General features: G+C 67.4%; 11 protein-coding genes. 6 read left to right on the top strand and 5 right to left on the bottom strand.

Going from position 1 to position 13,560, the window contains the following annotated elements:
- Positions 1-51 precede the first annotated feature (51 nt).
- The 3 genes from AC07M1_RS13375 (at position 52) to AC07M1_RS13385 (ending at position 3,004) form a co-directional block, all read left to right on the top strand.
- Positions 52-1,335, top strand: coding sequence for a spinster family MFS transporter (locus AC07M1_RS13375; RefSeq protein ID WP_495163111.1), 1,284 nt, complete (start codon positions 52-54; stop codon positions 1,333-1,335).
- 296 nt (positions 1,336-1,631) lie between these two features.
- The gene (locus AC07M1_RS13380) at positions 1,632-2,591 is read left to right on the top strand and encodes a poly(ethylene terephthalate) hydrolase family protein (protein ID WP_495163112.1); all 960 of its coding nucleotides are present in this window, start codon (positions 1,632-1,634) and stop codon (positions 2,589-2,591) included.
- Positions 2,588-3,004, top strand: coding sequence for a hypothetical protein (locus tag AC07M1_RS13385; protein ID WP_495163113.1), 417 nt, complete (start codon positions 2,588-2,590; stop codon positions 3,002-3,004). The genes AC07M1_RS13380 and AC07M1_RS13385 overlap by 4 nt, the downstream gene beginning before the upstream one ends.
- Here AC07M1_RS13385 and AC07M1_RS13390 read toward each other — a convergent pair.
- From AC07M1_RS13390 to AC07M1_RS13400, 3 genes are all read right to left on the bottom strand, one after another.
- Entirely contained in the window at positions 2,989-3,636 is a 648-nt protein-coding gene (locus tag AC07M1_RS13390; RefSeq protein WP_495163114.1) for a TetR/AcrR family transcriptional regulator, read from the bottom strand. The two genes, AC07M1_RS13385 and AC07M1_RS13390, sit on opposite strands and share 16 nt — an antisense overlap.
- Before the next feature lie 47 nt (positions 3,637-3,683).
- A complete protein-coding gene (locus tag AC07M1_RS13395) occupies positions 3,684-5,324 on the bottom strand; it encodes an amidase (RefSeq protein ID WP_495163115.1) in 1,641 nt (546 codons plus the stop codon).
- Between the two features lie 77 nt (positions 5,325-5,401).
- Positions 5,402-7,732 (bottom strand): TonB-dependent receptor, encoded by a 2,331-nt coding sequence (locus tag AC07M1_RS13400; RefSeq protein ID WP_495163116.1) that lies wholly within the window; start codon positions 7,730-7,732, stop codon positions 5,402-5,404.
- Between the two features lie 218 nt (positions 7,733-7,950).
- Between AC07M1_RS13400 and AC07M1_RS13405 the strand changes: the two genes are divergently transcribed.
- Complete coding sequence (locus AC07M1_RS13405; protein ID WP_495163117.1) at positions 7,951-8,940, top strand: GlxA family transcriptional regulator; 990 nt, start codon at positions 7,951-7,953, stop codon at positions 8,938-8,940.
- Positions 8,941-9,099: 159 nt separating this feature from the next.
- Here AC07M1_RS13405 and AC07M1_RS13410 read toward each other — a convergent pair whose 3' ends face one another.
- Both AC07M1_RS13410 and AC07M1_RS13415 read right to left on the bottom strand, forming a co-directional pair.
- Positions 9,100-10,323: an NAD(P)/FAD-dependent oxidoreductase gene (locus AC07M1_RS13410; protein ID WP_495163118.1), complete on the bottom strand. Its 1,224-nt coding sequence runs from the start codon at positions 10,321-10,323 to the stop codon at positions 9,100-9,102.
- A 33-nt stretch (positions 10,324-10,356) separates the two neighbouring features.
- The gene (locus AC07M1_RS13415) at positions 10,357-10,803 is read right to left on the bottom strand and encodes a MarR family winged helix-turn-helix transcriptional regulator (protein WP_495163119.1); all 447 of its coding nucleotides are present in this window, start codon (positions 10,801-10,803) and stop codon (positions 10,357-10,359) included.
- Between the two features lie 77 nt (positions 10,804-10,880).
- Here AC07M1_RS13415 and hmgA point away from each other — a divergent pair, with 77 nt between their 5' ends.
- A complete protein-coding gene (gene hmgA, locus AC07M1_RS13420) occupies positions 10,881-12,206 on the top strand; it encodes a homogentisate 1,2-dioxygenase (protein WP_495163120.1) in 1,326 nt (441 codons plus the stop codon).
- A gap of 35 nt (positions 12,207-12,241) precedes the next feature.
- Positions 12,242-13,501, top strand: coding sequence for a fumarylacetoacetase (fahA, locus tag AC07M1_RS13425; protein WP_495163121.1), 1,260 nt, complete (start codon positions 12,242-12,244; stop codon positions 13,499-13,501).
- The last annotated feature ends 59 nt before the right edge of the window (positions 13,502-13,560 follow it).

Here is a 13,560-nt window from a genome sequence, read left to right on the forward strand (position 1 = left end):
ATCAGGGCGAGTCCGGGTTTCAGGGCTCGCCCTTCTTCGTGAAGGGTGATGATGGCTGAACTTTCGACGGACGAACGCGCCATTCGGCAACGTAGCGCCACGCTGGCGCTGCTCACCGCCGCCTATTTCTTCAGCTATATGGACCGGCAGATCCTCGCGATCCTGCAGGAAGACATCAAGGCCGAGCTGCTGCTGTCGGATACGCAGCTCGGGCTGCTCGCCGGCTTCGCCTTCGCGATCTTCTACGCCACGCTGGGACTGCCGGTGGCGCGTTGGGCCGACAAGGGCAACCGCGTCAACATCATCGGCATCGCGCTGGCATTGTGGAGCGCGATGACCGCGGTGTGCGGCCTCGCCCAGAATTTCGTGCAATTGCTGCTCGCCCGCATTGGCGTCGGGATCGGCGAGGCGGGGTCGAGCCCGCCCAGCCACTCGATTATCGCCGACCTCTATCCGCCCGAGAAGCGCGCGGGGGCGATGGGTATCTACTCGCTTGGCGTGGTGCTGGGGGCCGCGGGCGGGACGATGATCGGCGGCACGCTGGCGCATTTCTTCGGCTGGCGCGTGGCGATGTTCGCGGTCGGCGTTCCCGGCATCGTCCTGGCGGTGGTCATCAAGCTGTTCGTCGTCGAGCCGCGTCGCGGCCTTTCGGACCCCAGTCATGTGCCGGCGGCGCACGCAGCGATGCCCAGCTTCAGCGAAGGATTTCGCTCGCTCTTCGCCAACCGCGCGGCGGTGCATCTGGTGATGGGCGTCACGCTGACCTCGCTGATCGGCTATGGCCAGACCGCCTTCGGACCCAGCTTCCTGATCCGCACCATCGGTCTCGACAAACTCCAGATCGCGTCGATCGTCGCGCCGGTCGGGGCGGTCTGCGGAACCCTGTCGGCGGTGCTCGGCGGCTGGCTCGCCAACAAGGCGGCGGAGCGCTGGGGCCTGCACAGCCAGGCATGGCTGGTGCTGGTGATGAAGGGAGTTGGGTTGCCGCTTTCCTTCCTGTTCTTCGCTTCGTCCGACCCGTGGATCGCGATCCCGATCTACTGGGCGTCGCTGATCCTGGTGAACTCCTATCTCGGCCCGACCTTCGCACTGATCCAGGGGCTGGCGCCGCTGCGCATGCGCGCTTTGTGGGCGGCGGTGACCTTGCTGGTGATCAACCTGATCGGGTTGGGACTGGGGCCGACGTTGATCGGGGTGATCTCCGACGCGCTGCGGCCGTCGCTGGGGCAGGCGGAAGCGCTACGCTGGGCGATGCTGACCTTCGCCGCCGCGACCCCCTGGGCGCTGTTCCACTATTGGCGCGCCGGGGTGTGGCTGAAGCGCGGCGCCGCGTAGGCGCCGCCTTCGTTCCCGCGATCGACCTCCATTTCCGGCAGCGCCGTTCGGAATGCTAAAAAGCATATTATATACATACATTCTTGATTGTATGTAAGTTGAGGCATAGGCTCGCGAGGCCGGCGAAGATCGGCGAACGGGAGAGGATTTTTCACGCATTCGCGATGGCGGATGCGGGTCTGCACACATGCGCAAAACTTCCGCTCGTCTGCCTTCGCGCGGCCGGACCATCCGGCGCGCCGTCCATCGTCGCGCTCTGGTTCGGGAACGAAAACGACAAGCGCAAGGAGAGGCAGATGAAGGGATTATCTCGGGCGATCACGCTCATTTCCGCCACCGCACTGGCCGTGCCGGCCGCCGCTCAGTCGGTGCCGAACGCACCCACCGGACCCATCGAGACCAAATATTACGCCAACGGCCCGCTCGCGACGACGCAGACGCGATCGGCGGCGGCATGCGATTCCAAGGGCAATCAGTGCGACGTCTTCTACCCGAGCACCATGACGAATTCGCAGGAGCGACTGCCGCTGGTGGTATGGGCCAATGGCACCGGATCGACGCCGGACAATTACACGTTGTGGCTGAAGCATCTCGCCAGCTGGGGCTTTGTCGTGGTGGCGACGCGCGACCAGCAGACCGGCTATGGCAACACCGCGCTCGACTCGCTCGCCTATATGCGGGCCGAGGAGGCCAATCCGGCCAGCCCCTTCTATCACCGGATCGATTTCACCAAGGTCGGTGCGGCGGGGCATTCGCAGGGCGCGTCGGGCGCGGCGAACGCCATGTTCAATTCGAACGGCGTCATCACCACCACGGTGACGTTCGAACTGCCCGCTCAGATGTGGTGCAACCCGGCGGACAATTGCCTGCTGACCCCGAAACTGACCGGCGGATCGGGATCGATCTTCTATGTCAGCGGTACCGCCGACAGCATGATCGCGCCCGACACGCAGAATGGCGGCACCCAGCTCAACTCGCAGACCGCTTATTACAACGCCACGCCCACCACGATGCTCAAGGCCAAGGGGTTGCTGCGGGGCGCGAACCACAACGACATCAGCGGGACGCCCGGATGCGGCGTGCTGGGTTTCCTGCGTGCCTGCTCGAACGGCGTGTACGGCTATATGGGTTTCCCGACGGCGTGGTTCGCATGGCGTCTGAAGGGTGACACGGCGGCGGGCGCGGCGTTCAAGACCGGCACCGGCGAATTCTTCACCGCCACCGCCTGGACCGGCCGGGTCAGCAACATTCCGTGAGGAAGCTGATCGTCTTCGCGGCGATTGCCGTGGTTGCGGTGGCCGCCGCCCTTCTGTGGTGGCGGCCGTCGCAGGGCGATCCGGATGTCGGAGTGGTGGCGGTGACGCCGCGTCCGGGGGCGGTTCAGCCGTCCCCGGCACCGCCCGAGCCGGTACCAAGCTCGAGCCCGGCACGACCGGCGATCGAAACCGCGATCCTGGCGTCGATCGGCGATCCGGGCGCTGAGCTGAAGGGGGTCGTCGTCCGTCGCGATGCACCGCACATCGCCTGTGGCGAGAAGCGCACGTCGAAGGATCGCGGATTCCGGCGTTTCGTGTGGCTGGGGCATTTGAAGATGCTGGCGACCGATGACGGGTCGGGCTCCTTCGACGCGGTGGCCGGGGTCTGCCGCGAGGGTCAGCCGGTGCCGTGAAGCGGGCGGCCGCGCGGGTCGATCGCGCCCGCGCGGACCGCTCCGTCGATCAGCAACCGGAGGTAATCGATCGAGCGCTTGAGTTCGGCGGGGTCGGGCGCGAGCATCTGGGCGATCGAGAGGCCGCGCACCGCCCAGACGAGCAGGCGGATGCCCGGCAGCATCTCCGCCGCATCCGCGCCGCCGAACTGCGCATCGATTGCCGCGAGCGACATGCGCTCGACCGCCGCCTGCATCGGCGCGACCAGCGCGGCGAGTTCGGGATCGCTGCGCGAGGCTTGAAGGATCTCGAGTACGGCGAGGCCGGAGGGTTTGCTGAGAACTTCCCACAGCATGTCGGGCCAGTCGGACAGGCGCGAGCCGCGACCGGTTGCCGCCGCCATCTCCTGATAGGCGTGCTGCTCGCGTTCGTAGACGGTGCGGATCACCTCCGCCATCAGGTGCGCGCGGGTCTTGAAATGGTGGTGCAGCGCGCCGCGCGTCAGCCCCGCCTCCTCGGCGATCAGCTCGGTCGGGGCGCCGCTATAGCCGTTGCGATGGAGCAGCCGGATCGCCGCGTCGATCAGCGCCTCGCGCGTGCTCGCGGTGCGCTCCGCCTGCGTCCGCCGTTTCGGATTTGCCGCTCTTTCCACCGCGCCAGTCTGGCGGGGCGGGGGAAGGTCCGTCAACCGGCGATGGGTCAATCCTGGCGCTGGAAGGCGGTGGCGAAGCGCGGCATGTCGTTGACCGATCGCACATAGGTCGGCGGGCTGCGGCGGGGCAGCAGCTTCTCCAGCGCGGCGCCCGTCGCCAGCAATTGCCCATCGCTCCACGCCGGACCGATCAGCGAGATGCCGAGCGGCAGGCCCTCGACCTGGCCCATCGGCAGCGTGAGGTGCGGGTAGCCGGCGATCGCGGCCATGGTGGTGATCGACGTCATGCGCGGCCCGCCGCCGACCATATCGACCATAGGCGCGACATCGGTGGTGATGCCGATCAGCGCGCTGACCCTATACTCGGCACAGAGGCGGGCGATACCCTCGGGACCGGCCATCCGCCGCGCCTTGGCGACCAGCGCTTGCCAGGCGGGGTCATTCGCGGATGGCGCGGTCAGTGCGCGTACGAACAATTCCTGCCCGAACAGGACAGTCTCGCGCGGCGTGGCGTTGTTGAACGCGACCAGCTGTTCGAGCGAGCGTACACGGACCTGGGGCGCCGCGCTCGCCAGATACGCGTCGATACTTGCCTTGAAGTCGGGGACGAAGATGTCGAGCTGCATCGCCCGCAGCGGTGCCTCGTCATAGCCGGGCACCTCGACGATCTCGGCCCCCGCCGCGCGCAGCCGGTCAAGCGTCTGCGTGAGCAGCGCCTGGCGGGGGTCACCCGGCGTGCCGGCACCGTCGGGCCGGATCACCCCCAGCCGCACGCCCTTGAGATCGGCGGCGCGCACGCGGGCGGGATAGTCCTCGCGCCGGGCCGATGCTTCCGCCGTGGCGGAATCACCGGCATCGGACCCGGCCATGATCGACAGCAGCAACGCGGCGTCGGCCACCGATCGCGTGAGCGTGCCGACACTATCCTGTACCGGCGACAGCGGAACGACGTGCGTGCGCGGCACCAGGCCGAGCGTCGGCTTGTACCCGACCACGCCGTTGAACGCGGCCGGGCCGATGATCGAGGAATTGGTCTCGGTCCCGAGCGCGGCGGGCGCAAGGCTCGCCGCCACCGCCACCGCGCTGCCCGAGCTGGATCCGCCGGGGTTGCGGTCGAGCGCATGGGGGTTGCGCGTCAGCCCGCCGACCGCGCTCCACCCGGCCAGGCTGCGAAAGCCGCGGAACTGCGCCCATTCGGACAGGTTGGCCTTGCCCAGGATGATCGCGCCCGCCGCGCGCAGCCGCGCGACCGAGGGGGAATCGCGCCCCGTCCGGTTGTCCTTGAGCGCGAGCGACCCGGCGGTGGTCGGCAGCTCGATCGTCTCGATATTGTCCTTGATGACGATCGGCACGCCATGGAGGGGGCCGCGCAGCTTGCCCTGCCGGCGCTCGGCATCCGCGCGCCGAGCCTCCGCCTTCGCGTTCGGGTTGAGCGCGAGGATACTCTGCAGTCGCGGCCCGTTGCGGTCGATCGCCGCGATCCGCGCGAGATAGGCGTCGACGATCGCCGCCGAGCTCAGCTTTCCGCTCTGAAGGTCGGCGGCCAGCTCCGACAGCGAGCGTTCGACGACCTCGGCCCGCAACCGCGAGGGATCGACGGCCGCCCGCTCGTGCGGCGGCGAAGCGGCCTGTGCGCCGGTCGTTGCCATCAGGGCGAGCGCAAGCGCGAGGCGAAATGGGGCGTGCATCGATACTCTCTGGCTAGGGGCTGGGTGGCCGCTCGCGCGCCGGGGTGGCTCCCATCGGCGCACGAGCGACCATAAGCTTATTGGCGATAGGTGAGCGTCAGTCCGAAGGTGCGCGGGCGGATCGTCTGCGCATAGTAATTGGTGTCGGTCGGCAGCGAGTTGCGGACCAGGTTGAGCTGGGGCCGCGTGTCGAACAGATTGTTGACGAACAGCGACGCGTCGACCGCCTTGCCGCGATAGCCGAGCCGGACGCTCGTCTCCCCGAACCCGTCATTCTCGCGCAGCGTCGGATCGTAGCCCGACGCCTGGGGGTTGTCGAAGCGCGCGAAACGGCCGTTGTTGCGGCTGCGATATTCGTGGATCAGGCGGACATAGCCCTCGTTGGACCCGATCGACGCGGCATATTCACCGGTCAGCGTCACCTTCCACGGCGGCACGTCGCTGACCACCGCGCCCTTTTCGGCGAGATAGATACCGTTGGTGACGATCGATTGCTTGTAGCGCGTGCGGTTATAGCCGACCGCGGCGTTGAGCGAGAGGCCGGGCAGGGGGGCGGCCGAGACGTTGAGGTCGAACCCGTCGCTCTTCGCCGCGCCGAGATTGGCGATGAAGCCCGACGCGCATCCGGTAAGCTGGATATAGCTTTGGATGTCGGTCCAATCGACATGATAGGCGCTGACCTCGAAGCGCAGCTTGCCGAGCCGCGCTTTCGCCCCCGCTTCATAGCTCCATAGCGAGTCCGAATTATACTGGGTCGGTGCGCTCGACAGGCCGAGCTGCGCCAGCCCGGCGTTGCACAGCGGCGTCGATTGAGTCCCCTGATTGGCGCCGCCGATGCGGAAGCCCTTGGCCGCGCTGAGATAGAGCAACGGCCCGCCCTCCGGTTTCCACGACAGGCTGACGCGCGGGGTGATCGGCGTGTCCTGCTGCGATCCCGATGAGGTCTTCGGCCCACGGTTGAACGGCCCGTCGAGATCCTCGCGGAACGAGAAGCGCGTGTCGGCGATGCGGCCGCCTGTCGTCAGGGTGAAGGCGCCCAGGCGCAGGTCGACATTGGCAAAGCCGGCCAGCTGCTCCTCGCGATAAACGCCGTCGGTGGTGTAACGCACATTTCCGTCGATCGCGGGCGAACCGAAGAAGCCGGCGAAGAAACTGGCGTAGTAGGGATCCTCGATCCGCGCGGCGAACCCTTGTTTGTTGCGCTGGTAAAAGCCGCCGATCAGCCAGCTGATCGTGCCGCCGCTATCGGATTGCAGGCGGATCTCCTGCGTGAAATTGTCCTGGCGGCTGCGCGTGCGGCTGACCGCGCCGGTGAAGGCGGCGGGGAGCTGCTGCGGGATCGGCAGCTGCCCGCTGAACAGGCGGTAGAGACCGAAGTCCAGCGTGCTGAAATCGATGTCGCTGCGCGCGCGGCGCACGAGGTAGGAGGTGACCGAGGTGGCGGTGAGCGACCCGATCTCCGCCTCGACCTTCAGCGCGGGCAGGTAGAAGCGGTCGCGCATCGGCTGGGCGAGGCGGCGACCGCTGCGCAACACGCCGTCGTCGGGCCGCGACAGGCGCGGATAATATTGCTCGCGGTCGTGCAGATGCGTGTCCTGGAAGTTCAACGACGGGACGATGCGCACGCCGTTCAGGTCGAGGTTCAGGATCGCCTTGAAGGTCTTTGACGTCGTGCGATTGGAATCCGCCTCGACCACCGCGCCGCTCGCGTCGTCGACCCGATCGACATAGCCGCCGTCGCGGCGCCAGGAACCGCTGAGCCGGAGGCCCGCGACCCCCTCGATCAGCGGAAAGCCGACCGCGGCCCCGGCCTCGTACGACATGCCGCCATGCTCGGTCGCCGCCAGCTCGCCACGGGCATAGATGCTGGTCTTCGACACGTCCGGAACCGGGGTGATGAAGCGGATCGTGCCGCCCATGGATCCGGCGCCGAACAGCGTGCCCTGCGGTCCGCGCAGCACCTCGACGCGTTCGAGGTCGAAGATGGCGGGGAGCGGCGCCCCCGCCTCGCTGGCGTTGGTGTTGCGCGTCTGAACCGGCGTGTCGTCGATATAGATGCCGGTGGTGGCGGCGCCGACCACCGACTGGATACCGCGCACCGCGATGTTGGGCGGCTGGAAACTGCTCTGCGGGATCAGCGACAGGCCCGGCGTCTGGGCGATGATGTCGCCGACATCGCGAATGCCCTGTTCGTCCAGCTTCTCGCTGTCATAGCCGGCGACGCTGGCCGGAACGTCGCTCAGCCGCTCGGCACGGCGGTTGGCGGTGACGATGATCTCGTCGCTATCCTCGGCTGCTGGCGCGGACACGGTCTGAGCTCGCGCCGTGCCGATTCCGGCCGCCAGCGCATAGGTTCCGGCCATGCCGAGTCCGGCAATGAGCAGCCGGCGTGCGTTGATCCTGTTCATTCTTCCTCCCCGATCCGGGACGTGCGGCGGGTCTCCATCCCGGGCCTCGCCGTCATCTCCGTCCCTGGCCGCGATTATCCGGGGCGGGCGCCGCGTCCGCCATCGCCATCAGGGATGGATTCGCGCCAATTGGCGGTCAGGCCGCGCCATCGGAGCGCCAGGGACTTTCCCGACGGGGAATCGGGGATGATGATGGGGACGGATCGAGCGAGGACGCGATGGAACAGGACGGTATCTGCGGGGCGGCGCGGGCGATTACCTTCGTCGCGTTCGACGATGTCGCGCTGATCGACCTGTTCGCGCCGATGGAGGCGCTGGTGATCGCCAACGCGATGGCCGGGGGCGGGCGCTACCGGATCGAGCTGGCATCGCTTCGCGGCGGAACGATCACGGCGGTGGGCGGGGTGCGGGTCGAGACGATCCTGCTCGACGATGCGTTCGCGGCGGATACCGATACGTTGATCGTGGCGGGCAGCGGCGCGGTGCTGCCCGAAGGCGAGCTAGCGACGCTCGTGCCCTGGCTGCGCGCGCACGGGCCGGCCTATCAGCGTATCTGCTCCGTGTGCACCGGCGCGGTGATCCTGGCGCGCGCGGGGTTGCTCGACGGGCGGCGCGCGACGACCCATTGGGCGGCGCTCGACACGCTCCAGCGTGAACATCCCGGCGTGACGGTCGAACGCGGGCCGGTGTTCGTCGAGGATCGCGGCGTCTGGACCTCGGCAGGGGTGACGGCGGGGATCGACCTGGCTCTGGCGCTGATCGAGCGTGATCTCGGCCACCGCATCGCGATGGCGGTGGCGCGGACGTTGGTGGTGTTCATGCGGCGGCCCGGCGCGCAGGATCAGCTCAGCCATGTGCTGGCCGCGCAGTCCGCGTCGGACCCGGCCTTTTCCAATTTGCTCGCCTGGATCGCCGACAATCTTTCCCGTGACCTGTCGGTCGCGCGACTGGCCGATCAGGTGGGGATGAGCGTGCGCACCTTCGGCCGATTGTTCCGGCAGGCGGTGGGGGACACGCCCGTGCGCACGGTCGAGGCGATGCGGCTGCGCGCCGCGGCCGAGGCGCTCGCGAACAGCGACCGATCGATCAAGGACGTGGCTCGGATTACCGGCTTTGGATCAAGCCAGAATCTGCGCCGCGCCTTTCTGCAGCGTCATGGCGTGACGCCGGGGGCCTACCGCGAGCGCTACGGCAGCGGGGTCGGTTAGGGCCTTCGTCACCCCGGCCTTGTGCCGGGGTCCACTCAGCCTCGCGGACTGAACCAGCGCCTCATTTCCAGCGCCTGCCTCCCGGTGGACCCCGGTACAGGGCCGGGGTGACGGCGGAAGGAAGGGCGCCCAGGCCGGAAACCCGGATGTCTATCGGCCCTACGCCGCCAGTTCCTTGAGCGGGGTCGCGGCGTCGGCGAGTTTCGCCGGATCGATCGCCAGCCGCTCGACCACCAGCTTGCGGCCCTGGACATAGTCCTTGGTCGCGTTGACGCAGTCGAGCGCGATGACGTGGCCGTCCTTGAGGTAGATGACCGAAAAGCTGCGCGTCGCCGGATCGCCGCGCACCACGCTGGTATCGTGGCCGGTCGAAAGGCCGACGGTCTGGAGCTTCAAGTCATACTGGTTCGACCAGAACCATGGCACCGCGTCGTAATGCGCTTCGACGCCCGCGATGGTCTTGGCCGCGACGGTCGCCTGATCGTTGGCGTTCTGGACCGATTCCAGCCGCACCGGCATGTCGTCGGCATAGTGATTGGCGTGGAGCGCGCAGTCGCCGATCGCGAAGACATCGGGCAGCGAGGTGCGGCAATGCCCGTCCACCGCGACGCCGTTGCCGCCCTCGGCCCCCGCATCGATCAGCGGCTGGACGGCTGGGATGATGCCGATGCCGACGATCACCATTTCCGCCGGGATGACGCTGCCGTCCTTCAGGCGCACGCCGTTGGCCTTGCCGTCCATGGTCTCGATGCAATCGACCGCGACCCCCAGCCGGACATCGACGCCATGCGCGCGATGCTCGCCCTCGAAGAAGCGCGACAGCGGCTCGCCCGCGACGCGCGCCAGCACCCGGTCGAGCGCTTCGAGCAGCACGACCTTCTTGCCCGCCTTGGCGAGCACCGCCGCCGCCTCCAGCCCGATATAGCCGCCGCCGATCACGACCGCCTGGGTCACGTCGGGCAGTTCGGCGACCATGCGGTCGGCGTCGGCGCGGGTGCGGACGGTGTGGACGCCCGTGGCATCGCCGCCACCACAGCCGAGCCGTCGGGGCGATCCGCCCGCCGCCCAGATCAGATGGCCATAGCCGATCGTCGCGCCGTCTTCAGTGGTGACGCTATGCCCCTCGGGATCGACGCTGGCGACGCGGCGACCCAGCAGCATGTCGACCTTGCGCTCTTCCCAGAAGGCGGCGGGGCGGATCAGGATGCGTTCGAACGCCTTCTCGCCCGAGAAATAGTCCTTCGACAGCGGCGGGCGCTCATAGGGCAGTTCCGGCTCGTCGCCGATGACCGCGATGCTCCCTTCGAACTTGGCCTGGCGCAGCGCGATCGCCGCCTGCGCGCCGCCATGTCCGGCCCCCACGATCACCACGTCATAGCGCATGCGTCTCTTCCTCCCGTCGCGGACTGATGCCGCTTATTCCTCAGCCGCCAATTGCCTGAGCATTGTTTCCAGCGCCTGCGCCTGTTCGGCGCCGAGGCTCTTGCGCAGTGCGCGATCGAACGCAACGGCCTGTTCGGCAAGCCCGTCGAACAGGGCGCGGCCGGCTTCGGTCAGGCGCAGCAATTCCGCGCGGCGATCGTCGGCGGCGACGCGTTCGAGCCATCCGCCGTCCTCGAGCGCCGCCACGGCGCGGCTGACCTTGGACTTTTCGGTATTCGAGCGGCGAGAAACGGTCGCGGCGGTCAGTTCGCCGTAGCTGCCGAGATGCGCGAGGATGCGCCATTGCGTGCGGCTGAAACCATGTGCCTCGCGATAGGCCGGCTCGAACTTCTTGCCCGTCCGTTCCCCCGCCTGGTTGAGCAGATAGGGGAGGAACCGGTCGAGATCGAAGGGCTTCCCGGAAGGCGGTCTGGCGCTCATGGGTGCTTGCTTATCGTTGCATTCGCATCTATTGCAAGAACTAATTGTTGCATATGCAACTAATCATGGAGAGTGGCATGGCGTCGCACAACATGCGGGCGGTGGGCTATATGCCCGGCTTCGGCAACGACTTCGAGACCGAGGCGCTGCCCGGCGCGCTGCCGCAGGGGCAGAATTCGCCGCAGCGTTGCCCCTATGGCCTCTATGCCGAGCAATTGTCGGGAACGGCGTTCACCGCGCCGCGCGGTCAGAATGAGCGCAGCTGGTGCTATCGCATCCGTCCCAGCGTCCGCCATGTCGGCCGGTTCCAGGCGATCGACGTGCCGCATTGGAAGTCGGCGCCGAACGTGCTTCCCGATGTGACGAGCCTCGGCCAGTATCGCTGGGATCCGGTGCCGCATGCGCAGGAGGCGCTGACCTGGATCACGGGCATGCGCACCGTGACCACGGCGGGCGACGTCAACACCCAGACCGGCATGGCGAGCCATGTCTATCTCGTCACCGAATCGATGGTGGATTCCTATTTCTACTCGGCCGACGGCGAACTGCTGGTCGTGCCGCAGGAAGGGAAGCTGCGTTTCTGCACAGAACTCGGCGTGATCGACATCGCCCCCGGCGAGATCGCCGTGCTACCCCGTGGCCTACTCTATCGCGTCGAGGTGATCGAGGGGCCCTGCCGCGGCTTCGTCTGCGAGAATTACGGCCAACCGTTCGACCTGCCCGAGCGCGGCCCGATCGGTGCGAACTGCATGGCCAATCCGCGCGACTTCAAGACCCCGGTGGCGGCGTTCGAGGATCGCGAGGCGCTCTCGACCATCACCCTCAAATGGTGCGGGCAGTTCCACCGCAGCACGATCGGTCACAGCCCGCTCGATGTGGTTGCGTGGCACGGCAATTACGCGCCGTACAAATACGACCTGTCGACCTACAGCCCGATCGGGGCGATCCTGTTCGACCATCCCGATCCGTCGATCTTCACGGTGTTGACCGCGCGGTCGGAGATGCCGGGGACCGCGAATATCGACTTCGTGCTGTTCCGCGAGCGCTGGCTGGTCGCCGAGCACAGCTTCCGCCCGCCTTGGTATCACAAGAATGTGATGAGCGAGCTGATGGGCAATATCTATGGCGCCTATGACGCCAAGCCTGACGGCTTCGCGCCCGGCGCGATGAGCCTGCACAATTGCATGCTGCCGCACGGACCGGACCGCAACGCGTTCGAGAAGGCGAGCGCCGCCGAGCTCAGGCCCGAGAAGCTCGACCGCACGATGAGCTTCATGTTCGAGACGCGCTTCCCGCAGCATCTGACCCGCTGGGCGGCCGACGTGGCGCCGATGCAGGACGATTATGCCGATTGCTGGGACGGGCTGGACAAGAAGTTCGACGGCACGATCGATCCGGCGTGACGCCACTCCCCTAATCTTCCTGCTGAAAGGCCGATATGCCCCTGTTGCGATCCTGGGTGGATAGCGCGAATGCACCCGCTTGCCCGTTTCCCCTCAACAATCTGCCGTGCGGCGTGTTCAGCACAGTGGAGACCTCGCGACGCTGTGGCGTCGCGATCGGAGACCGCATCGTCGATATGGCTGCGCTGGAAGCCGCGGGTGTGCTCAGGCTGGCCGATGAGCCTCTATTCGCCGAACCGGTGTGGAATGCGGTGATGGCGGCGGGGCCGGCGGTGTGGCGGGCGCTGCGCGAGGCATTGACCGGCCTGCTCGCGGAAGGATCGGCGCAGCGCGAGGCGGTGGAGCCGCACCTGGTATCGCTGGCGGACGCACGGATGCACCTGCCGTTCCGCGTCGCGGGCTATACCGATTTCTACGCGAGCCGGCAGCATGCGTTCAATGTCGGGACCATGTTCCGCGGGCCGGAGAATGCGCTGCCGCCCAACTGGCTGCATATCCCGATCGGCTATAACGGCCGCGCCTCGTCGGTCGTCGTTTCGGGCACCGAGGTGCGCCGGCCCTGGGGGCAGGTGAAGGCGCCGGACGACGCGGCGCCACGCTTCGCGCCCTCGGCTCGGTTCGACATCGAGCTGGAGTTGGGCGCGGTGGTCGGGGCCGGATCGGTGGATCCGGTGACTGTTTCCGAAGCCGATGCGATGATCTTTGGCTATGTGCTGCTCAACGATTGGTCGGCACGCGACATCCAGGCGTGGGAGTATCAGCCGCTGGGGCCCTTCCAGGGCAAGGCGACGGCGACCACGATCGGGGCGTGGATCGTCACCAGCGCAGCGCTCGAGCCGTTCCGCGTCGAAGGGCCGGCGCGCGAGAAGACGCTGCTGCCTTATCTCGATGAGCCGGGGCCGATGCTCTTCGACATCAAGCTGGAGGTCGGGCTGACCGCGGAAGGCGGCACGGAAACGGTGATCAGCCGGACGGGCTACCGCGAAATGTACTATTCCGCCGCACAGCAGCTGGCGCATCATACGACGGCGGGATGCCGCATGGATGTGGGCGATCTGCTCGGCACCGGGACGATTTCCGGCCCGGATGCGGGCACTTACGGCAGCTTGCTCGAGCTCAGCTGGGGCGGGAAGCAGCCGATTCGTCTGGGCGATGGGGCTGAACGCAGATTTCTTGAGGATGGCGATACGGTCGATCTGCGCGGCTGGTGCGAGGGCAACGGATACCGGATCGGTTTCGGCGATTGCAGCGGCCGGATTCTTGCTGCGTACACAGATCCTTATCGGCGGGGCTGAAGCTTCATTTCTGGCTTGGAACTGGCCGTCCGGCGATCCCTCGCCGGGCGGCCAGTTGC

Source organism: Sphingomonas sp. GW821-FHT10C01, assembly GCF_059415525.1.